Genomic DNA, 20,823 nt, shown 5'->3' with positions numbered 1-20,823 from the left:
ATCGACCCGCCCCCGTCGATGTCATCAGCCGGCGACGTCGGCCCAGCCGTCGGTGAGCTGCGTCGCGAGCTCCTCGCTGCTGATCTGGTCGGCCAGGTACTGCTGGAAGGCGGGCGTCGCGATCGTGTCCTTCCATTCGGCGTACTTCGACACCTTCAGAAACGGCGGACCGACCAGGCCCTCACCGGAGGCGAGCACCTGCTTCCACGCCTGGTCGTCACCGGCGAGCGTCTCGACCTCGGCGCGCGCCGCACCCGACGACGGGATCAGCGCGTCGGCGAAGGCGATCTTCCCCAGGTTCTCACCGCTCATGAAGTAGTTGAGGAAGTCTGCCGACTCCTCCACGTACTCCGAGTCGACGTTCACCGAATACGTCTGCGGGGGTCCGGCCTGGAGCGCACCGGCCGAGCCCTCGAGCGGCGGCAGGGCGACCCAGTTGAAGCCCTCGGGGGCGTCGTTGGCGATGTTCGTCGCCTGGAAGGAACCCTGCACGGTCATGGCGACCTTGCCGCCGTAGAACGAGGGCAGCACGTCCGAACCGGACTGGGTCAGCGACGTCGGCTCGAGTGACCTGTCGGTGTATGCCATCTCGTGGATGCGTTCAGCCACCGCGAGCTCATCGTCGCCCACCTCGATCGTGGCCTCGTCGCCTTCGCCCTCGAAGTACCCGCCGTCGAAACCGAGCGACAGGCTCATGATCGTGGCGGTGGGGGAACCGAGGCCCCAGCCGAGACCGTACTGGTCACCGGTGGTGGTCGCCTGGGCGATCTCCTGCAGCTCATCCCACGTCATCGTGTCGCCGGTCGGGACCTCCACGCCCGCCGCCGTGAGCAGGTCGGTGTTCGCGAACGCCATGTACGACTGCAGCGTCGAGGGGTACGCGACGATCTGGTCGTCGTGGGTCACGGAATCCCAGATGCTCTCGGAGACATCGGACGTCAACTCCGGGTCGATGAGGTCGGTCAGGTCCGCCAGGTATCCGTCCGCCGCGAACGAGACGATCGAGCTCGCGTCGAAGTGGATGATGTCGGGGGCGGTGCCGCCGGTGAACTGGGTGATGAGCTTGTCGTAGATGCCGTCCCACCCGGCCTGGACGATCTCGACCTGAACGTCGTCGTTCTCGGCGTTCCAGGCGTCGACGATCTCCTCGATCGCCGCCTGGGTCGCCGGCTGGTCCGACAGCGACTGGAACTGCAGCGTGACGGCGTCGCCGTCTCCCCCGCCGTCGTTGTTGGCGCTGCCCTGCTGGCACCCCGCCAGCGCGATGGCTGCGACGCCCGCGAATGCGACGGCGCCGATGCCCCGGATTCTTCTCATGATGATCGCCTTTCTCTTTCTCTTGGTTCTCCGTCTCGGGAGGGTCAGCCCTTGACGGCACCGGCGAGCATGCCGCCGGTGAGTTTCTTCTGCAGGATCCCGAAGATGATGAGCGACGGGATCGTCGCGAGGATCGCGCCGGCGGCCAGGGGCCCCAGCTGCGTCTGCCCCTCGGCGCCGAGGAACGAGCGCAGCGCGATCGGCAGCGTGTACAGCTCCGGGCTCTGGATGAGCACGAGCGCGAGGAAGAACTCGTTCCAGGCCGACACGAACGTGAACATCGCGGTGGCTACGAGGCCCGGGGCAAGCAGCGGCAGGATGACGGTGCGGAGGATCGTGAATCGCCCCGCGCCATCCATTTCGGCGGCTTCCTCGAGGTCGGGCGGGATCGCGGCGACATAGCCCTGCAGCATCCACAGCGTGAACGGCATCGTGAACGTGACGTAGACGAGGATGAGGCCGAACAGGGTGTCGTTCAGCTGCAGGCTCCGGAGCACCAGGAAGAGCGGGATGATGATGAGGATCGTCGGGAACACCTGGCTGACGAGGATCCACACCGTGCCGGCGGCGCGCAGCTTTCCCTTCAGCCGCGCGAGGGCGTAAGCCATCGGCATCGACAGCAGCACCGAGATGATCATCGTCACGACCGCGACGACGATGGAGTTGCCCGCGGCGGTGAGCAGGTTCTGCCGCTCCAGCGCCGAGGCGTAGTTGCTGAAGTCCCACTGCTGCGGGATGAGGTTCACCGCGAGGGAGTTGAGCTCCTGCGTCGACTTGAACGATGCCGACAGCAGCCACAGCAGCGGGAAGCCGAGGAAGATCAGGTACCCCGCCAGCGCGAGGTACATCAGCACAGTGGCGTAGAGGGGCCGTTTCGTGGTCATTTACTGACCGCCTTGTTCTGCCGGAACTGATTGATCAGGTACAGCGAGAGGATCAGCAGGATCGCCACGACCAGGACGTTGCCCATCGCCGAGGCGTACCCGATCTCGCGGTTGCGGAACGCCTCGAGGTAGGTGAACAGCGGCGGGATCATCGTGCGGCCTCCCGGACCACCCTCGGTGAGCACGTAGATGAGGCCGAACGAGTTGAACTGCCAGATGAAATCGAGCGCCGTGACCGCGATGATCACGGGCCGCAACGCCGGCAGGGTCACGTGCCAGAACCGGCGCACCGCACCGGCGCCGTCGACGGCGGCCGCTTCGTGCTGCTCGGGCGCGATGGATTGCATCCCGGCCAGGAGCAGCACGGTGGTCTGCGGGATGCCGGCCCAGACGCCCACGACGATGACCGCCGGCAGTGCGGTCGAGAAGTCGCCGAGCCAGTTGACTCCGGGGATGCCGAGCCAGCTGAGCGTGCCGTTGAGGGGCCCGGAGTTGGGGTTGTAGATCATGCGCCAGACGATCGCGATGACCACCGGCGGCATCGCCCAGGGAATCAGGGCGAGCACCCGGGTGAGGCCCTTCAGTCGCAGGTCGCTGTTGAGCAGCAGGGCGAGCCCCGTGGCGCTGACCAGGGTGAGGAGCGCGACGGACCCTGCCCACACGATGCCGATGCCGAACGACTCCCAGAAGCGCCGGTTGCCTGCCAGGTCGATGAAGTTGCCGAGGCCGATGAAGGTGACCTCGGCGTTGCGGGCGAGCGTCGCATCCGTGAATCCGAGGGCGACACCGCTGATGAGCGGGACCACCGAGAAGATGATGATCGGCAGGAGCGCCGGCCCGACCAGGGCGATGGCCTCTCTGCGCTGGGCGCGGGCGCGTGGTCCGATCTGCCGGACGCGCGGCGGCGGCGAGGACTTCTTCGTCTTCTCGAGCGTGGTCATCCGTGGGCCTTCTCTTCATCGATGAGCTCAGGTCGGCGTAGGGCGGAGGGTGCGGACGCCGACGACGAGCCGCGGACGACCAACGAGGGGGGCACGGTGACGGTGTGCGTCGCCCGGGCCGGTTCGGCGATGCGCGCCAGGAGCATCTCTGCGGCGGCCCGCCCGCGCTCTTTCGCGCCCAGGTCGACGCTCGTGAGTCCCGGGCGCACGACCTCGGCGAGTTCGGTGTCATCCACACCGGTCACGGCGAGGTCGGTCGGGACGCTCAGGCCGAGATCTTCGGCGGCGCGCAGGACGCCGACGCCGATGAGGTCGTTCGCGGCGACCACCGCCGTCGGCCGGTCGTAGCGGTCCAGGAGCGGAAGCGCTGCGTCGTAGCCCGCCGCGATGGTGAAGTCGGATGCGTCGATGTGCTGGGTGCGCAGGTCGCGGTGGTTCGCCGCCGCCGCGATGAAACCCTCCCGGCGCATCCCACCGGGCGTCGTGTCGGCCGGGCCGTTGACGAACGCGATGTCGCGCCGCCCTGCCGCGACGAGGTGGTCGACGACCAGGCGCATGGCCGTGCGGGAGTCGGCACGCACGGTGTCGAATGCGGCGGAGTCGGGAAGGCGCCCGAGCACCACGAGCGGAATGGGAGCGGCCGCGAGCGCGGCGAGCAGTTCGTCGGTCACGCGGAGGGGCGACAGGATCAGGCCGTCGACGTAGCCGCGGCCGAGATCGCGCACGACGTCGACCGACGACGATGCCGTGCCGGTCGACGACAGCAGCAGGCGGTAGCCGGATGCCGACACGACGCGTTCGATGGCGGCCATCATCTCGACGTACACCGGGTTGCCGATGTCGGCGACGGCGTAGCCGAGCTGCAGGGTGCGTCCCCGCTTGAGCGACTGCGCGGTCGCGTCGGCGACGTAGCCGAGCTCACGCGCGGCGTCCCGCACCTTCGACACCGTCTCGGCGCTCGCGATCAGCCCGTTCAAGGCCCGTGACGCGCTCGCGACGGAGACACCCGCGCGGGCGGCGACCTGCGTGATCGTGACGCGAGCCATGGCTCCCCTTCGAGCGGTGTAAACGATTCCACTAGGTTGTGTAAACGTTCTCACTGTTTCGATGCCGTTGTCAAGACTCCACCGATCCGCCGGCGCGTGAGATCTAGCGGGAAGCACCGCTTCCGTCCAGGGTTGGGGCACCGCATCCCTGGCGGGTTAGCGTTGCGCCATGACCGACTTCTCCCCCGACGCCGCATGACGCCGCCCCCGCCACGCACGGTGCAGCGGCACGATCGCGGTCCGCTCGCGTTCCAGGTGTTCGCGACGACGGCGCAACAGGACTCGGGTCGGCCCCCGGTCGTGCTCGTGCACGGCATCGGCATGTCGCACCGCTACCTGTCGCGCCTGCAGGATGTGCTCACCGAAGACCACACCGTGTTCTCGATCGACCTTCCGGGATTCGCGGGGCTCCCCAAGCCCGGTTTCGACGTGGACGTCGCCGCCATGGCGGAAGCCCTCGGCGGGGTGATCGAATCCCTCGACGTCGGCCCCGTCATCCTCGTCGGGCACTCGATGGGAGCCCAGTGGGTGGTGGAGGTCGCCGCGCAACGTCCGGACCTCGTCGCTCACGTGGTCGCCGTGGGGCCGGTCACCGACGATGAGCACCGCAGCGTGGTCGCGCAAGCCATCGCGCTGGGGAAAGACACCCTCGGCGAGACCCCTCGGATCAACGCGATCGTCTTCACCGACTACATCCGCTGCGGCATCCCGTGGTACCTCACCCAGGTGCGTCACATGATCGCCTACCCGATCGAAGATCGCGTCGCCGGTCTCAGGATGCCGCTCCTCGTGATCCGCGGCGAGCGCGATCCCGTCGCCGGCGTGGAGTGGTGCCGGCGACTCCGCGGCCGAGCGCCGGCGGCGGCGCTCGTGACGATTCCCGGTCGGTACCACGTCGCCCAGTTCTCGTCACCGCGCGCCGTGGCGGACGCCATCGTCTTCCACACCACTACCACCACCACCGCCGCACCCGCGCACGAGCGCACATGAGGAACGCGCTCCAGGTCGCGGCGTGGTGGGTGGCGGATTACGCCTACGCGACGACGTGGCAAGTGCGCGCGGTTGCGAACCGCACACGCCCGGAGACGTTCCGGACCGGACCGGGGGTGCCGCTGATCATCCTCCCGGGCGTGTACGAGACCTGGAAATTCCTGCAACCCCTCATCGAGCACCTGCACGCGCGCGGTCACCCGATCCACGTCATCGACCTGCTGCACCGCAATCAGCGTCCTGTCGTCGAGATGGCCGCGCATGTCAGCGCGTACCTCGAGACACAGGACCTGCGAGATGTGATCCTGGTCGCTCACAGCAAGGGCGGGCTCATCGGCAAACAGGTGATGATCGGACCGGCGGGAACGAGGGTGAGGGGGATGGTCGCCGTCGCGGCGCCGTTCGGCGGCTCGCGGTACGCCCGGATGATGCTCACACCGACGCTCCGCAGCTTCTCGCCGCGCGACAGAACGATCCTCGCCCTCGCCGCGCAGCGGGAGGTGAACGGGCGCATCACATCGGTGTACGGCCTGTTCGATCCCCACATCCCCGAAAGCAGCACCCTGCCCGGGGGGCGCAACGTGCTGCTGGAGACGGGCGGCCACTTCCGCATCCTGGCCCACCCGCGCGTGCTCGCCGAGGTCGAGCGGATGTCATCAGAGGACAGATCGTCGTGAGCGCTCTGCCGCGGCGACGGCCTAGTGTAAGTCGCGGGAACAGGTCAGAATCCGAATCTGCCGTCCCCGCCTTCCTCGCCGATGAGCATCCACGCCGTTCCCCGCCTCCCTCGCGGCCTCGCCGCGCGCCCTCGTCTCATGCAGCGGCTCGAGGCAGACGCCGCGGTCGTGGTCCTGCACGCACCCTCCGGCTACGGAAAGACCACCGCCCTGACGCAGTGGGCGACCAGCACCGCGCGGTCGGGACTCTGGTTCCGCGTGGGCGAGGGCATGAGCGAACCCGACGCCTTCGTCCACGACGTGTCGGCCGCGTTCGCGGATGCCGGCCTGCTGGATGAGGCGGACGCGCGGGACATGTCCGACGAAGGCCTCGCGCCCAGGGGCGACGCGTGGAGTCTGCTTCACCGCGCCCTGCGACTCATCCCCGGCGCGTTCACGCTCGTCCTGGACGAGGCCGAGCACCTGGACGACGCCACGATCGCCGCGATTTCCCGCCTCGCCGAGGAGCACCCCGGCCTGTCGTTGCGTGTCGCCACCGGCACGCCCAGCCGATTCACCGAACCCGGCGTCGCGCTCGGCGTGGATGTCGAGCGCGTCGGCCCCGACGACCTGGCTCTGACGGAGACCGAAGCGGTCGACGTTCTCGGCTCCGACGCTTCTCCCGACACCGTGATGCACGTGCTCGAGCATGGCGGGAGCCCCGCCCTCGCCCGCATCGTCGGACTCGCCCGGTGCACGCCGTCCGAGGCGGCCGAGGATGCGGTCGAGGCGGCGGTCGCGTCGCTGTTCCGGCTGCGCTCCTCGTCGCGCGACGAGCGCTTCCGCTCCTTCCTGGAGCGCATCGCGCTCTCCGAGGCGGTCGACGCGGAGCTGGCCCACCAGCTGACCGGCGACCCCTCCCCCGGCACGCTGCTGGAGCGGGCGGAGGCGGAAGGATTCGGGTACTGGCGTTACCCGCCGTCGGCTGATCGCACGGGCACGCTCTTCATCCCCGCGCCCGTTTTCCGCCCCATCCTCGGCGCAGCCCTTCGTCGACGCGTGCCCGGTCGCGTGACACGGGAGCTGGACGCGCGGATAGCGCGATGGAACCTCAACCGTGCACGCGCGTTTCCCGCTCTTCAGTCGGCCGTGCGGTCTCGCGACGGTGATCTCGTCAGCGACGTCGTCCGTGCGCACTGGGATGACCTGTTCCGCAACGCCGGCGAGGTGCGGGAACTCTTCCGGACAGTGTCGCCCCTGACCCTCCGCACGCAACCGTTGCCGTGCATGCTGCTGGCGATCCTCTGGGCCGCGGGCGGCACCGACCCGCTGCGCGCCGCGGCGTATCGGGGGCTCGCCGCATACGGTGCCCGCGCCCAGCGCAGCATCGCACCACCGGCCGACCGCGCGCTGCTGGCCGCCATCCGCTCGGCCTCCCACCGGGTATCCGGCTGAAGCGGCAGGCCTCTCGAGGCGCGGGTCAGGCGCGCGCCTCTTCGGCTTCCCTGTCGTGCTGGGCGGATTTCTCCTGCAGGAACCGGCACAGAGCGGCGGCCCGCTGAAGCTCGCCACTGAGGTCTTCGAGCTTCTCGGGGCTCATCACCAGATCGTTGGCACGGGCCTGCAGGGTGATCTCCCAGTGCTGTTCGCCCGGCGCGACGGGCTGCATGAACATCTCTGTCGTCGCATTCACGAGCCGCAGGATCACCAACCCGGTGTCGCGGCCGTCGCTGCCATCCTGAAGGGCCACATGCCCGCGGACCTCGTGCCCTTCGCTGCGGAACTCGTCCAGCCAGTCCTGCAGCACGGCCTGCGTGCGGTACGGCATGAGATGTGCCTTTCTCAACGGCTCGCCCACCCCGTCAGGCGAGTCCCAAGAATCATTTTGGCATGCAGCCGCGCCCTCCGCTGACACCGAGAGCTGACGGGCTGCCACGCCGTGAGCCCGCGTATTCGAGCGCGCGAGCCTGGGCCACCCGGGCGCTAGCTGCGCCGCGTGAGCAGACGGCGCCCGACCCGCAGCACGGCCCATCCGCCGAGCAGCCACGGCCCCGCGACGATGATCGGATCCATCCACGCGTGGCGGATGTCGACCCGGCCGCGACGCGACGCGATCGGCTTCAAGCGCGGCTCGGCGAGAATCCCGGTCTCGGTGATGGGGTTGTCCGGCCGCAGCGTGAACAGCGAGCGCACGTGGGCGCCCGTCGCGTCGACGCGGTCGCCGAGGATCAGCAGCAACCAGTGCGCGGCGCGTCCTTCGCTGAACCGCGCGTACGCGAGGCGGCGGATGGCGCCGGAAACCCCGTGCAGGGGCTGGGCGGTTCCGTATGCCGCGGTGAGGTGCGCGTGCTCGATGGAGCGCTCGCGCCGGGGGTCGTCGGGCTGTCGGTCCGGCACCTCCCAGTGCGCCCCGGTCGCCTCCGGATCGAAGCGCTCCTTCGGGAAGGACGGCCGGTCGGCCGGATCGAGGTCGGCACCCCATCCGGGGATGCGGGCGCGCAGCTCGTCGGCGCTGGGGGGCGTCACGGGCTTCTTCGGCGTGTAAGGCATGGCTTCTCCGTTGCGGGCTACGCGGCCGAGGGGACGATGACCGGCTTGATGCAGTCATCGAGCTTGGACGAGAACATGTGGTACGCCTCGGCGATGTGCTCGAGCGGCACGCGGTGGCTGATCATGTCGCCGGGCTTGATGAAGCCCGCCTGGATGTGCTCGAACAGCCGCGGCCACTGCCGCTTGACGGGGGCCTGGTTCATCCGCAGCGTGAGTCCCTTGTTCAGGGCGTCGCCGAACTTCACGGCACTGAACAGCGGTCCGTAGGCGCCGACGACGGAGACGTTGCCGCCCTTGCGCACGGCATCGATCGCCCAGTTCAGCGCGATCGGGGATCCGCCCTGGAGCTTGAACTTGACGGACGTGATGTGCTGGGTGAGGTTGCCGTCGGCCTCGGCGCCCACCGCGTCGATCACGACGTCGGCCCCGAGGTACCCGGTGAGCTTCTTCAGCAGCACCACGATGTCGCGGTGGTGGGTGAAGTTGTGCGTCTCGGCGAAGGCGAACTCGCGCGCTTTCTCCAGGCGGTAGTCGAGGTGGTCGATGACGATGACACGCCCCGCGCCCATGAGCCACGACGAGCGCGCCGCTGCCAGACCCACGGGACCGGCGCCGAACACGACGACCGTGTCACCCTCGGCGATGTCGCCCAGCTGCGCGCCGAAGTATCCGGTGGTGAACGCGTCGGTGAGCATCAGCGCATCGTCGTCGTCCATCCACTCCGGGATGGTGGTCGGCCCGACATCGGCGAAGGGCACGCGGACCATCTCCGCCTGCCCGCCGTCGTAGCCGCCGGTGGTGTGCGAGTAGCCGTAAATGCCCCCCACCGCCGTGGCATTGGGGTTGACGTTGTGACAGTTGGAGTAGAGCCCACGGGCGCAGAAGAAGCACGTGCCGCAGAAGATGTTGAACGGCACCATCACGCGGTCGCCGCGCTTGAGGTTCTGCACCGACGGACCGACCTGCTCCACGCGCCCGATGAACTCGTGGCCGAACGTGTGGCCGATGCGGGTGTCGGGCATCATGCCGTGATACAGATGCAGATCCGAGCCGCAGATCGCGGCCAGTTCGACCCGCACGATGGCGTCGTTGGGATGCACGATCTTCGGATCGGGCTTCTCCTCGACGCGCATCTTGTACGGACCGCGGTAAACCATCGCCTTCATGGGCTCTCTCCCTCGCCTGGCCGCTGCCGGTCAGGCGTCGTCGTCGGAGCTCTTATCGCCGGTGGGGTCGGCGTCGAGCTGGCCGGACTCCTGCGCCTCGGTCACGTCGTCGTCGCCCACGTCGCCCTCGGCCTGGCTCGGCTTGTCGGGAAGGGAATCGCTCATGTCGGTCTCCTCACGTCGCGGCGCCGCGGGTGCGGCGTCCTCCGGCTCTACCTCATCGGGTCGGCGGTGATCGACGTAGGGGGTTGACCCGAGCCGCCCGAATGCACAGGATGACTCACCGATTTCCCGGCAGCGCCGTCCGCGTGTCAGCGCGGGGTGTCGACGACGGCGGACGTGATCGCGTCGAGCGTGGCGGCGAGCCGCTCCGCGTCGCCGGAGCCGGAGGCGGCCAGCGCACTCTCGAACTCGGTGTCGAAGCGGGTGAGGGCCGACCATGGTTCGACAGTGAGGTCGACCGTGACCCCCAGGCGGTAGACCCGTCGATCCTCGTCGTCGACGTCGCGGCGCACAGCGCCCCGCTGCTCGAGCCGATCGACCAGCGCCGTCACTCCGGCCGAGGTGATCCCCAGGTAGTCGCGCAGCGAGGTCGGCCGGGCACCCGGGTGGGCGGCGACGAACAGGAGGGCGCGCGCATCCAGTTCGTTGACTCCCAGTTTGTGGCGCGCCTCGATGAGGGAGGCCTGCCGGGCGTCGACGTAGCGCTGCAGCGCCTGAAGCAGTGGCGACGGGTCTGCGAGGGAGAAACGTCGCACCGCGTTCCCCTGCTCGTCTCCTGCCATCCCGGAACAGTACCCGGCGGGGCACCCTGTCACACATACTTATCTAAAAATGTGTACCAACTGATAGGTTGAAACGCTGGGGTCAACCGAAGGAGCTCGCCATGGGTCATCTGTACTACGGCGGCACCACGAATCCCATCGAGATCCCCGACCGCCTGCTCGCGCACCTCAAGGTGGTCATCGCGACGAAGCTCCGCCGCAGCGAGAGCTTCACGTTGTCGTGGCGCGACCAGGGTCGCTCGACCATCTGGCTGCACCCCTCGATCGAGTTGCGCTTCGTCTTCGCCTCCCCCGAACCCGAGATGCTCGACCCGGAGCTGCTCCAGCAGCTCGCGAACGAGGCGGCAACCGCCGCGGGCATGTCCGTCGATCTCACCCCTTCCCCGTCGGACTCGACCGCTCCTGAGCGTTCGCGCGGCTGACACCGCCGGCCTGGTCGCGCAACCCCTTGGGTCCTGACCCTCTCCCGCCGCTAGCGTGGCGGAAACGAGGAGGCTGACGGATGTCGCGAAACACACGAGTGCTGCGGTGCACCCCGGAGGACGTATTCCGGGTGCTGGAGAACGGCTGGCTCTTCCCTTCGTGGGTCGTCGGCGCGTCGCGGATGAGGGATGTCGGGGAGGACTGGCCGCGCGCCGGCAGCCAGCTGCATCACTCCTTCGGCACCTGGCCGATCCTGATCGATGACGCCACCGAGGTCCTCGAGTACGACCCGCCCCGCCGGTTCGTCCTGAAGGCCCGTGGCTGGCCGATCGGCGAAGCCCGGGTCACCATCCACGTCAAGCCCCACCCCGACGGATCGATCGTCCGCATCCAGGAGGAGGCGGTGGCGGGGCCGGGGGCGCTGATTCCGGCGCCGATCCTCGACATCCCGCTGCAGCTGCGCAACACGGAGACGCTTCATCGACTGGCCTACCTGGCCGAGGGGATGGCCGATGTCCCGGTGCGCACCACCGCCGAAGATGAGGACGCGTCCACTCGCGAGTCCGACGACACGCGATGACCGAGTTCGACGCGGTCGTCGTCGGCTCCGGCCCGAACGGCCTGGCCGCGGCGGTGACCCTCGCGCGTGCGGGTCTGTCCGTGCGCCTCTACGAACGGTCATCACGCATCGGCGGCGGTGCCGGGACTGCTGAACTGACCCTGCCCGGCTTCCGCCACGACGTGTGCTCGGCGGTGCATCCGCTGGCCTTCGAGTCGCGCTTCTTCCGGGAGTTCGGGCTCTCCCGCCGGGTGGACTTCGTCGTGCCCGAAGCCTCCTACGCCCACCCCCTGGACGGGCGCCCCGCGGCCGTCGCCTACCGGGATCTCGACCGTACGGCCGACACTCTCGGCGCCGATGGCGACGCTTATCGACGCCTGATGCGGCCGCTGGTCGAGCACGCGAGCGACGTCGCCGAGTTCACCGGCGACACCCTGCTGCGGATCCCGCGGCAGCCCGCGACCGCGATAGCCTTCGGCCTGCGCGCCCTCGAGCAGGGGACGCCGGCGTGGAATGCCCGGTTCTCCGAGGAGGCCGCGCCCGCCCTGATCACCGGCGTCGCAGCCCACACCATCCTGTCGCAACCGAGCCTTGCCGCGGCCGGTGCAGGACTGGCCCTCGGCACGTACGCGCACGCTCTCGGCTGGCCGATCCCGGTGGGCGGCAGCCAGGCGATCGTGGATGCGATGGCCGATGACCTCCGCGCCTTCGGGGGCGAGATCGTCCTCGACACCGACGTGCGCTCGCTGGCGGAGCTGCCGTCCGCGCGGGCGGTACTGCTGGATGTCACCCCCGACGCGCTCCTCCGGATCGCGGGCGACGCGCTTCCCGCGCGCTACCGGGCAGCCCTCGCCGCCTTCCGCTACGGCGCGGGCGTCGCGAAGGTCGATTTCGCCCTGTCCGAACCCGTCCCGTGGGCCGACCCGGGTGTTCGTGAGGCGGGCACGGTGCACGTGGGAGGGACGCGCGCCGAGATCGCCGCATCCGAGAACCTCATCGGCCGGGGGGAACTCCCCGACCGGCCCTACGTCCTCGTAGCTCAGCCGTCGGTGTTCGACGAGACCCGCGCCCCCTCAGGAGCGCACACGCTGTGGACCTATACGCACGTGCCCGCCGGGAGCGACGCCGACCGGGAAGAGGTCATCACTGCACAGATCGAGCGGTTCGCCCCCGGATTCCGCGACACGATCCTCGCGTCCCGGTCACGCACGGCCGTGGAAATCGCGGAGGAGAATCCCAACTACCCCGGCGGCGACATCGCAGCCGGAGCGGCCACCATGCTCCAGCTCGTACGCCGCCCGACCCTGTCGCCCGACCCATGGCGGACGCCGGCGCCGGGGGTGTACCTCTGCTCTGCGTCGACGAGCCCGGGGCCGGGCGTGCACGGGCTCGCCGGATGGCGCGCCGCGCTGAGCGCTCTGACGCACGAGTTCGGCACTCGCGCGATGCCTGATCTGTCTCCGCGCTAGCCGCGCGAGGCATCGGAACACGGGCGCGGGAAAGAGAACGGTTCCGTCTCTCCCGTCAAGCCCCCTAGCGCGCCGGGCGAGCGCTTCTTACGTTCTCCCCACCGCCCACTTCTCCGGCGGCGGTCGTACGGGAGGATGCGAGATGCACGGGATTCGTCGCTGGGTGGCCGCAACAGCAGTCGCGGGGATCGCGAGCATGGGCTTGGCCGGATGCGCCGTCGGCACGGGCGGCGCCGACGACGCGGACGCGGAGTACGACTCGGCCACCGAGCTCAGCGGCGACCTGTCGGTGATGGGATTCTCCGGTGTCGATGAGATCGCGACAGCCCGCATGGATCTGGCCGAGGAGGAGCTCGGCGACGTCGAGGTGAGCCTCATCGAGGGCGAACTCGACCTTCAGCAGTTCCTCTCGGCCGTCGCGTCGGGCGAACCGCCCGCCGTCGTCTACGCCAACCGCAACCAGATCGGGTCGCTCGCCGCACGGGGGGCGATCCTGCCACTGGACCGATGCATCGAGGGCGAAGGCATCGACACCGCGATGTACGTACCGGAGGCGCTGGAGCAGGTGACCTTCGACGGTTCGGTGTACGGCATCCCCGAGTTCAACTCGATCCAGATGACCATGGCCAACGCCGACCTCCTCGCCGGCGCCGGCCTCACGATCGACGACGTCAACGGCTCGAGCTGGGAGGCAGTGAGCGCCGCGAACGCCGCTCTCACCAGGACCGAGGACGGGAGGCTCACCGTCATCGGGTACGACAGCAAGCTGCCCGAATTCCTCCCCCTGTGGGCGAAGGCCAACGGCGCCGACCTGATCTCGGAGGACGGTCGTACGGCGCAGCTCGACGACCCCGCGGTCGTGGAGGCCCTCGAATGGGCCGTGTCGATCTACGACCAGCAGGGCGGCTTCAGCGCCGTGAAGGCGTACCGGGATTCGGCGGACTTCTTCGGCGAGGACAACCAGTTCGCCACCGGCGTGCTCGGGGCGATGCCGATGGAGCAGTGGTACGTCAATGTCCTGAGCGACGTGTCGCCCGACGCCCCGATGGCCTTCGACACGGTGCGCGCACGCGACGGCGCACCGCTGGCGTACGCCTCCGGCTCGGCGTGGGCCATCCCCTCCGGAAGCCCGAATCCCGAGGCCGCGTGCCGCTGGGCCCGCGTGATGACCTCCGTCGACGCCTGGGAGGCGGCCGGAACCGCCCGCGTGGAAACCCGCTCGGAGGAGGGGAAGCCCTTCCTCGGCCTACTCACTGCCAACACCGAGGCGGATGAGTTGCTCCGCGGCATGGTCACCGCCGGCGGAGAGCCGTGGGACTCCGCCGTGACGGCGATGTACGAAGCGAACGACGCCAGCTTCACCCTCCCCGCCAATCCCGCCGACGCGGAGTTCACCCAGGCGATGCAGGACGCGGTCAACAGCGTGCTCAACGGCCAGGCGGAGGCGGCCGAGGCGCTCGCCTCCGCGCAGGAGACCGCGCAGGAAGCGCTCGACGCCGCGTGGGCGAAGATCGACGACGGGGACTGAGGTGACCGCCGTCTCCGCCGCGACCGTCGACCCGGCCCGCCAGCGGTCTCGGCGCCGCGCGGCCCGTCGCAATGCCCGGTCGGCATTGCTGTTCCTCTCGCCCTGGCTCATCGGCTTCGCCGTCTTCACGGCATGGCCGTTGCTGTACAGCGCCTACCTGTCCTTCACCGACTACGACGTCATCAACGACCCGTCCTTCGTCGGGTGGGAGAACTACACCCGACTGTTCGACGACCCCAAGATCGGCCTGGCCCTGGGGAACACGTTCTTCTACACGCTGGTGCAGGTGCCGGTGTACGTGATCGTCGCCCTCGCCCTCGCGGTGCTCCTGCACCGCGCGGGCCGCGCGTCCGGATTCTTCCGGACGATGGTGTTCCTGCCGAAGATGACGCCGCCGGTGGCCATCGGCATCCTCTTCCTGCTGCTGTTCAACGGCCAGAACGGGCTCATCAACGCGATGCTGGGTTCGGTCGGCATCAGCGGTCCGGCGTGGACGACCGATCCGTCGTGGGTGAAGCCGGGGCTGATCATCATGAGCGTGTGGACCGTGGGGTCCACCGTGATCATCCTGCTCGCGGCACTGCAGAGCGTGCCCGAGGAGCTGTACGAGTCGGCGCGCATCGACGGCGCCGGGCGCTGGCGGCAGTTCACCAACGTCACGCTTCCCCTCATCAGCCCCGCCCTGTTCTTCATCGTGGTGGTCAACACGATCGCCGGCCTGCAGACCTTCGACGAGGCCTACACGGCGTTCTTCGGCGCCGGCAACACGACCTACAGCAACGATGCGGCCCTGTTCTACGTCATCTACCTCTTCCAGCAGGCGTTCCAGTTCCTGAACATGGGGTACGCCTCCGCGATGGCGTGGATCCTCTTCTTCCTGATCATGGCCGTCACGGCCGTGCAGCTGATCGTGTCGCGACGGGTCGTGTACTACGAGGGCGAGGCCCCGAAATGACCGGCATCCTCTCCCCCGGAACGGGCGCGGCGGGGGCCGCCGGTCAGAACCCCGCTCACCCGCGGGGTCCCGCGGCGCTGTCGGTCGCCTCCGACCCGACGCCGCGGGCCCGCAGGAAGCGCGTGCCGCTGACCCGCGCCATCGTCATCGTGCTGCTGACGCTCGTGACGGTCGCCTTCGCCTACCCGTTCATCTGGCTCGTCTCCGCGTCGTTCAAGCCACGGGGAGAGGTCTTCGACAACCGCCTCATCCCCGAGACGTTCACCCTCGACAACTACGTGCAGGTGTGGCAGGAGGCCCCCCTGGCGCTGTGGCTGTTCAATACGGTGCTCGTGACCGTGCTCGCCGCCGTGACGGTCACCATCTCCAGCGCGATGGTCGCATGGGGCTTCGCGCACTTCCGCTTCCGCGGGCGCAACGTCCTCTTCGGTTTCGTCCTGGCGTCGATGATGCTTCCGGGGGCGGTGACCATGATCCCGACGTTCCTCATCTGGAACTCGCTCGGTTTCGTCGGCACCCTCGTTCCGCTGTGGGCCGGGAACCTGTTCGCGAGCGCCTTCTACGTCTTCCTGCTCCGGCAGTTCATGCTCGGGCTCCCCCGCGAGCTCTTCGACGCGGCGCGCGTGGACGGGGCGACGCAGTGGGGCGTGTTCTGGCGCATCGCCCTGCCGCTCCTGCGTCCGGCTCTCGCGGTGACACTGGTCTTCGAAGTGCAGGCGGTCTGGACCGATCTGATGCGGGCGCTGATCTACCTGCGCGACTCGTCGACGTTCACGATCCCCCGCGGCCTGAAGTCGCTCGTGGACGCCTTCGGCTTCGGCGGGGAGTGGCACTGGGAGCTCATCGTGACGGCGAGCGTCATCGCCACAGTCCCGATGATCATCGTCTTCTTCATCGGCCAGAAGCAGATCATCCAGGGGATCAGTACCTCCGGGCTGAAGGGGTGATCCGCCCGAAGTCAAGCCCCTGAGCAGGTGCCACAGGGCCGTCGTACGGTCCCCTGGTTCGCGGATGAAAGGACGACGATGACGATCGCAGACAACATCCCGGCTTGTGGCGAGGACGCCGCGTCGGCCCCCGGCAGCCGCCTCATCCTCGTGCCGGTGGGGACCGAAGAATGGCTGATCCACGACACCCGGTTCCCCGCCGATGACGCACGCCGCCTCGTCGCGTGCGTGCGGCCGCGCGGACCCGATCACGTCGACGTCATCTGGCTGCGAGGCAGGGGGCTCCCGGCGCGCTTCGCGCGCGTGCAGGAAGCGGTGGATGCTGCCGCCCGGGCTGTCGCCACCGGCAGCGCATCCACTCCTGCACGGCCCCGGCGGTGGCGGGGCTGAACGCGGCTCTCCTCACGCGATACGCGTGCCGGGAGGAAGCCGCCGGGCCGGCGTGCGCGTGCGCTGCCATCCCCAGACGAGGAGTCCCGCCGTCAACAGCAACTGCACGAACAGTCCGACGAACCAGCTGGGGGCGGTGTCGCCGATCTGATCCCGCGGCACGGGCCCGGGGTTCTGCCACGTGGCAGTGTCGCAGTAGTCGTAGCGCACCTCGGTCTCCGGCGGGATCTGCGCGGCCCGCACCCCCCATGCCACCTGGCCGAACAGGTCTTCCGGGTAGCCCTCCTGCGTGTAGGTCGTCGGCGTCGCGTCGGCGAGGATGACGAACGGGTTGGCCGCCAGGAGCCACCACACGTGGTCGGACCGCGCCGACTCGTAGGTGTACTCGCGCCACGGTGAACACGTGCTCGGCGGCACGTCCTCCACGCACCCGGTGTCGTCGGGGTCCTCCCCCGGCCCACACACGTACACGCCCTCCTGGTCGAAGCTGCGCTCGTACGCGGTCACCTCGACCCGCGCGGTCGCCGTTCCCAGGCCGAAGGCGATGAGCGTCCCGACGGCGAGAGCCGCCACGACGAGGTACGTCGCCGCCACCGAGAACAGCGGTCGCGCGATGATCGCGCTCAACCCCACGCCGATCCCGGCCACGACACCGACCTCGACGACCAGGATCGCCAGGGACGTGAGGATCGTGGCCGGCTGCAGCTCGCCGGCGAGGGTGGCGACGACGAGGAACGGCAGGGCCACGACGAGGAAGGCGAGGCCCGCGATCCACGCCGCCAGGAACTTGCCGAGCAGGATCTCTGCGGTGGTCGCCAGGGTCACCTGCATGGGGGCCAGTGTCGCGGCGTCGCGATCGCCGTTGATGCTGTTGCCGCTGAGCGTCGGGGAGACCAGGAGCGCGAGCAGCAGCACGAGGAAGATCAGCAGCGAGAACAACCATCCGCCGCTGTCGTCGTTCAGCGCGGACGCGGTGATGGCAAGGGCCGTGACGACGAGCAGCACGAGGGCGAAGATCCCCAGGAGCACGTACCACGCGACCGAGCGCAGCCGCTGGGTCAGTTCGAGGCGGATGACGGTGCCCAGCCGCGACGGGCTCATGCGTCGCCCCTCCGCAGGTCGAGGAAGGTGTGCTCCAGGTCGCCCGTGGCCGGGGCGAACTCGGCCACCGCGACCCCCGCCGTCACGAGCGCGCGGAGGGCGCCGGCGGCGTCGGCGTCGGAGGCGAAGGGCACGAGCACGTCGCGCCGGTCGACCGAGAGGTCGCCGGGTCGCCGGCCCAGCGCCGCGGCCACGCGGGCCAGCGCGTCGGGCGGACCGTCGGGCGCGGCATCCGTCTCCGACCCTGTGAATCCGGGTGCCCCCGCGAGCACCCGGATGCGCCACGCCCGCGAGCGCCCCGCCGCCTGTGCCACGCGGTCGGGCGGGACCGTCTCGCCGGCGACGAGGAACACGGCGTCATCGACGAGCTCTTCGAGCTCGCTCAGCACGTGGCTGGACACCAGGATGGTGCGGCCGTCGCTCGCGAGGCGGCGCAGCAGCAACCGCAGGTCGATGCGGGCCTGCGGGTCGAGGCCCGACGCGGGCTCGTCCAGCAGCAGGATCCGCGGGTCGTGCACGAGAGCGCGGGCGAGGGCCAGGCGCTGCTTCTGCCCGCGTGAGAGCACCCGCGCCGGAGAGCCGGCGAGGTCGCTGAGCCCCACCTCCGCCAGCAGGACGTCGGCGCGGTACTCCGCGTCGGCCCGCGACAGGCTGTACAGCCGCCCCGTGATCACGAGCGTCTCGCGAGAGGTGAGCGTCGGCCAGGCGCCGAGCGTGTCGGGCATCCAGCCGAGCTGCGCCCGTACGGCGGCGGGATCGGTCACCGGGTCGACCCCGTTGAGTCGGATCTCCCCCGCATCCGGTCGCAGCAGCGACGCCAGCATGAGCAGCAGGGTGGTCTTTCCGGAGCCGTTCGGGCCGACGAGCCCGGTGACGCGTCCCTCCTCGGCCCGGAGGGTGACATCGCGCACCGCCTCGACCCGGCCGAACGACCGCCGGACGCCGTCGGCGGCGATTCCGGGCGCAGGCATGCGGTCAGCCTAGGGGCGGTGCGAGTGAGGGCACCAGCGCCGTGCTCACTCCCGGAAGAAGCTCAACCCGAGGTCGGGGTGGTCGACGAACACCCCGTCGACGCCGGAGTCGCGGATCACCGCCCACTCGCCGGCGAAGTCGCCGAACGCCCCGGCACCCCCGCGACCGCGGAACTGCGGGAGGAGGAACGTGTTCTCGGGCCTGCAGGTCCACGTATAGACCTGCAGGCCGCGGTCGTGCGCGTCGCCGACCACACGACTCGGCCCCGCGGTGCGCCCGCGGCCGTCGGGGGCGAGGATCATGCGCTTGTCGACGCTGATCCCGTCGACGCGTCCGGCCAGTGCGTCCAGCCCGGCGGGCGCGGCCGTCGCGGCGTAGGTCGGGGCCGACGATCCGTGGCGGGCGACAAGGTCGTACGGACTCCCCGCCGCCTCCAGCAGGTAGATGTAGGTGCCGGGGAGACCACGGGCGCGGAGGTCTTCGATGACGGTGGACTCGAACGACTCGAACACCACCGGCAGCTCGCCGCGCGCCCACCCCGCCGCGTGCAGCTCCGCTGCGATGAGTGCGGCCACGTCGAAGCCCAGCTCGCCGAAGTAGGTGGCGTGCTTGATCTCGAGCACCACGCCGATCTCGCGGCCCTGTTCGAGCGACGCCTCGCGGACGAGATCCAGGACGTCGCGCAGGCGCAGGACGGGTTGCGTGCCGTCGAACGAGGCGCTCGACGGCCGGATCTTCGGCAGTCGCTCGCGACAGCGGAGGGTGCTCAGTTCGTCCCACGTGAAGTCCTCGGTGAACCAGCCGGTCAGTTCTGCGCCGTCGACCGTCTTGGTCGTGCGCCGATCGGCGAACCCGGGATGCCGGCCGACATCGGTCGTGGAGCCGATCTCGTTCTCGTGGCGCACCACCAGCACGCCGTCCCGGGAGACGACGATGTCGGGCTCGACAGCATCCACCCCGAGGGCCAGCGCCAGCTCGTACGACGAGCGGCTGTGCTCGGGACGGTATCCGGGCGCACCGCGATGGCCGATGACGAGCGGATGGGGGCGACTCACGGCCCCACGCTACCCGCGCGAACGGCACCCGATCGGGCGGGTAGCGCTCATAGCGAACCTTCAGCGCCGTTCTGCCGGGGTGCGCACGCGGTCGGCTATCGTTGATGCACAGCACAGTGCTGTGATCCCAGACATTCTTTGGAGTGTGAGAGCAAGTGGCCCTCAACAACCCGGCCTTCAACAACCCGGCGTTCCAGGACTCCCGCGCCGCTTCGACGTACCCGGGCGGTCCCGCCGCGACGCAGTACGCGCCGCCGCCCGCCGCCGAAGCCGCACAGCTGGACGGCATGTACGCCGCCCCGCCCGCCGGCGCCCGCGAGACCGGTCGCATGACGGTGGAGGACACCGTCCACAAGACCCTCGCCCTGTTCGGCGTTCTCGTGGTCACCGCCGTGGCCGGCTGGATGTGGACGATGGCCGGCGTCACGGCGCAGAACCCCAACCCGTCGGTCGCGCCGATGCTCATCGGAGCCATCGGCGGCTTCGTGCTGGCGATGGTCAACATCTTCAAGAAGCAGCCGTCGGTGCCGCTCATCGTCGCGTACGCGGCGTTCGAGGGTCTGTTCGTCGGTGGCATCTCGGCCTTCTTCGAGTTCATCTACCCCGGCATCGTCTTCCAGGCGACCCTCGCGACCCTCTCGGTCGTGGGCGTGACCCTCGCGCTGTTCGCCAGCGGCAAGATCCGCGCCTCGGCGAAGGCGACGAAGATCTTCCTCATCGCCATGGTGGGCTACCTCGTCTTCAGCCTCATCAACGTCGGTCTGATGCTCTTCAACGTCCCGATCGCCGGCGGCGCCTTCGGTCTCCGTTCGATCGAGATCTTCGGCATCCCGCTGGGCGTCATCATCGGCCTCCTCGTGGTCGTCATGGCCGCCTACTCGCTGGTGCTCGACTTCGACCAGATCCAGCGCGGCGTCCGCGCCGGTGCCCCCCGCAAGTACGCGTGGGTCGGAGCCTTCGGCATCATGGTCACCGTCGTGTGGCTGTACGTCGAGATCCTCCGCATCCTCGCCATCCTGCGCGGCAACAACTGACCCACCGCTTCCCGAAGGGGGTCGCCCATCCGGGCGGCCCCCTTCGTCGTTCCCG

At 69.5% G+C, this 20,823-nt stretch carries 23 protein-coding genes; 11 read left to right on the top strand and 12 right to left on the bottom strand.

The annotated features are described in order from the left end of the window. Nucleotides 1-24: 24 nt before the first annotated feature. From AC2DFQ_RS09740 to AC2DFQ_RS09725, 4 genes are read right to left on the bottom strand one after another with little or no spacing between them, the layout of a single operon-like run. Nucleotides 25-1,317, bottom strand: coding sequence for an ABC transporter substrate-binding protein (locus AC2DFQ_RS09740; protein WP_484533744.1), 1,293 nt, complete (start codon nt 1,315-1,317; stop codon nt 25-27). Nucleotides 1,318-1,361: 44 nt separating this feature from the next. Next, on the bottom strand, nt 1,362-2,201 hold the full coding sequence (locus tag AC2DFQ_RS09735) for a carbohydrate ABC transporter permease (RefSeq protein ID WP_484510535.1): 840 nt from the start codon (nt 2,199-2,201) through the stop codon (nt 1,362-1,364). Next, nucleotides 2,198-3,142 carry a carbohydrate ABC transporter permease gene (locus AC2DFQ_RS09730; RefSeq protein ID WP_484533743.1) on the bottom strand — a complete coding sequence of 315 codons (945 nt, stop codon included), beginning with the start codon at nt 3,140-3,142 and terminating at the stop codon, nt 2,198-2,200. Before AC2DFQ_RS09730 ends, AC2DFQ_RS09735 begins: the two co-directional genes overlap by 4 nt. Next, the gene (locus tag AC2DFQ_RS09725) at nt 3,139-4,188 is read right to left on the bottom strand and encodes a LacI family DNA-binding transcriptional regulator (RefSeq protein WP_484533742.1); all 1,050 of its coding nucleotides are present in this window, start codon (nt 4,186-4,188) and stop codon (nt 3,139-3,141) included. Before AC2DFQ_RS09725 ends, AC2DFQ_RS09730 begins: the two co-directional genes overlap by 4 nt. A gap of 195 nt (nt 4,189-4,383) precedes the next feature. On the opposite strand from AC2DFQ_RS09725, the gene AC2DFQ_RS09720 reads away from it, so the two are divergent. The 3 genes from AC2DFQ_RS09720 to AC2DFQ_RS09710 all read left to right on the top strand — a co-directional run bounded on the left by AC2DFQ_RS09720 (nt 4,384) and on the right by AC2DFQ_RS09710 (nt 7,289). Further along, complete coding sequence (locus AC2DFQ_RS09720) at nt 4,384-5,178, top strand: alpha/beta fold hydrolase (protein ID WP_484533741.1); 795 nt, start codon at nt 4,384-4,386, stop codon at nt 5,176-5,178. Next, on the top strand, nt 5,175-5,855 hold the full coding sequence (locus AC2DFQ_RS09715; protein WP_484533740.1) for an esterase/lipase family protein: 681 nt from the start codon (nt 5,175-5,177) through the stop codon (nt 5,853-5,855). Before AC2DFQ_RS09720 ends, AC2DFQ_RS09715 begins: the two co-directional genes overlap by 4 nt. A gap of 138 nt (nt 5,856-5,993) precedes the next feature. Continuing rightward, entirely contained in the window at nt 5,994-7,289 is a 1,296-nt protein-coding gene (locus tag AC2DFQ_RS09710) for a MalT transcriptional regulator family protein (protein WP_484533739.1), read from the top strand. Between the two features lie 25 nt (nt 7,290-7,314). Here AC2DFQ_RS09710 and AC2DFQ_RS09705 read toward each other — a convergent pair whose 3' ends face one another. From AC2DFQ_RS09705 to AC2DFQ_RS09685, 5 genes are all read right to left on the bottom strand, one after another. After that, on the bottom strand, nt 7,315-7,662 hold the full coding sequence (locus tag AC2DFQ_RS09705) for a hypothetical protein (protein WP_484510529.1): 348 nt from the start codon (nt 7,660-7,662) through the stop codon (nt 7,315-7,317). A 155-nt stretch (nt 7,663-7,817) separates the two neighbouring features. Continuing rightward, nucleotides 7,818-8,384: a hypothetical protein gene (locus AC2DFQ_RS09700; RefSeq protein ID WP_484533738.1), complete on the bottom strand. Its 567-nt coding sequence runs from the start codon at nt 8,382-8,384 to the stop codon at nt 7,818-7,820. Between the two features lie 17 nt (nt 8,385-8,401). Then, the gene (locus AC2DFQ_RS09695) at nt 8,402-9,550 is read right to left on the bottom strand and encodes a zinc-dependent alcohol dehydrogenase (protein ID WP_484533737.1); all 1,149 of its coding nucleotides are present in this window, start codon (nt 9,548-9,550) and stop codon (nt 8,402-8,404) included. A 30-nt stretch (nt 9,551-9,580) separates the two neighbouring features. Then, nucleotides 9,581-9,715: a hypothetical protein gene (locus AC2DFQ_RS09690; RefSeq protein ID WP_484510527.1), complete on the bottom strand. Its 135-nt coding sequence runs from the start codon at nt 9,713-9,715 to the stop codon at nt 9,581-9,583. Nucleotides 9,716-9,861: 146 nt separating this feature from the next. Further along, nucleotides 9,862-10,335 (bottom strand): MarR family transcriptional regulator, encoded by a 474-nt coding sequence (locus tag AC2DFQ_RS09685; RefSeq protein ID WP_484533736.1) that lies wholly within the window; start codon nt 10,333-10,335, stop codon nt 9,862-9,864. A 101-nt stretch (nt 10,336-10,436) separates the two neighbouring features. On the opposite strand from AC2DFQ_RS09685, the gene AC2DFQ_RS09680 reads away from it, so the two are divergent. The 7 genes from AC2DFQ_RS09680 (at nt 10,437) to AC2DFQ_RS09650 (ending at nt 16,606) form a co-directional block, all read left to right on the top strand. Then, nucleotides 10,437-10,757 (top strand): DUF7882 family protein, encoded by a 321-nt coding sequence (locus tag AC2DFQ_RS09680; protein ID WP_484510525.1) that lies wholly within the window; start codon nt 10,437-10,439, stop codon nt 10,755-10,757. An 80-nt stretch (nt 10,758-10,837) separates the two neighbouring features. Further along, the gene (locus tag AC2DFQ_RS09675) at nt 10,838-11,338 is read left to right on the top strand and encodes an SRPBCC family protein (RefSeq protein ID WP_484533735.1); all 501 of its coding nucleotides are present in this window, start codon (nt 10,838-10,840) and stop codon (nt 11,336-11,338) included. After that, complete coding sequence (locus AC2DFQ_RS09670; RefSeq protein ID WP_484533734.1) at nt 11,335-12,786, top strand: phytoene desaturase family protein; 1,452 nt, start codon at nt 11,335-11,337, stop codon at nt 12,784-12,786. The genes AC2DFQ_RS09675 and AC2DFQ_RS09670 overlap by 4 nt, the downstream gene beginning before the upstream one ends. 142 nt (nt 12,787-12,928) lie before the next feature. Next, the gene (locus tag AC2DFQ_RS09665; RefSeq protein WP_484510522.1) at nt 12,929-14,314 is read left to right on the top strand and encodes an ABC transporter substrate-binding protein; all 1,386 of its coding nucleotides are present in this window, start codon (nt 12,929-12,931) and stop codon (nt 14,312-14,314) included. 1 nt (nt 14,315) lies between these two features. Next, on the top strand, nt 14,316-15,269 hold the full coding sequence (locus AC2DFQ_RS09660) for a carbohydrate ABC transporter permease (protein WP_484510521.1): 954 nt from the start codon (nt 14,316-14,318) through the stop codon (nt 15,267-15,269). Continuing rightward, nucleotides 15,266-16,216, top strand: coding sequence for a carbohydrate ABC transporter permease (locus AC2DFQ_RS09655; protein ID WP_484510520.1), 951 nt, complete (start codon nt 15,266-15,268; stop codon nt 16,214-16,216). Before AC2DFQ_RS09660 ends, AC2DFQ_RS09655 begins: the two co-directional genes overlap by 4 nt. A gap of 78 nt (nt 16,217-16,294) precedes the next feature. Next, a complete protein-coding gene (locus tag AC2DFQ_RS09650; protein WP_484533733.1) occupies nt 16,295-16,606 on the top strand; it encodes a hypothetical protein in 312 nt (103 codons plus the stop codon). 12 nt (nt 16,607-16,618) lie between these two features. On the opposite strand, the gene AC2DFQ_RS09645 is transcribed toward AC2DFQ_RS09650, so the two are convergent. The 3 genes from AC2DFQ_RS09645 to AC2DFQ_RS09635 are packed head-to-tail and all read right to left on the bottom strand — an operon-like array spanning nt 16,619 to nt 19,734. After that, a complete protein-coding gene (locus tag AC2DFQ_RS09645) occupies nt 16,619-17,707 on the bottom strand; it encodes an ABC transporter permease (protein ID WP_484533732.1) in 1,089 nt (362 codons plus the stop codon). After that, nucleotides 17,704-18,678 (bottom strand): ABC transporter ATP-binding protein, encoded by a 975-nt coding sequence (locus AC2DFQ_RS09640; protein WP_484533731.1) that lies wholly within the window; start codon nt 18,676-18,678, stop codon nt 17,704-17,706. The genes AC2DFQ_RS09645 and AC2DFQ_RS09640 overlap by 4 nt, the downstream gene beginning before the upstream one ends. Nucleotides 18,679-18,723: 45 nt before the next feature. Continuing rightward, nucleotides 18,724-19,734 (bottom strand): glycerophosphodiester phosphodiesterase family protein, encoded by a 1,011-nt coding sequence (locus AC2DFQ_RS09635; RefSeq protein ID WP_484510516.1) that lies wholly within the window; start codon nt 19,732-19,734, stop codon nt 18,724-18,726. A gap of 155 nt (nt 19,735-19,889) precedes the next feature. On the opposite strand from AC2DFQ_RS09635, the gene AC2DFQ_RS09630 reads away from it, so the two are divergent. After that, the gene (locus tag AC2DFQ_RS09630) at nt 19,890-20,768 is read left to right on the top strand and encodes a Bax inhibitor-1/YccA family protein (protein WP_484510515.1); all 879 of its coding nucleotides are present in this window, start codon (nt 19,890-19,892) and stop codon (nt 20,766-20,768) included. Nucleotides 20,769-20,823 lie beyond the last annotated feature (55 nt).

The sequence above is a fragment of the Microbacterium sp. Z11_20 genome (genome assembly GCF_057197605.1).
The sequence above is the reverse complement of the archived record's forward strand: the minus strand, read 5'-3'. Positions and strand labels throughout refer to the sequence as shown.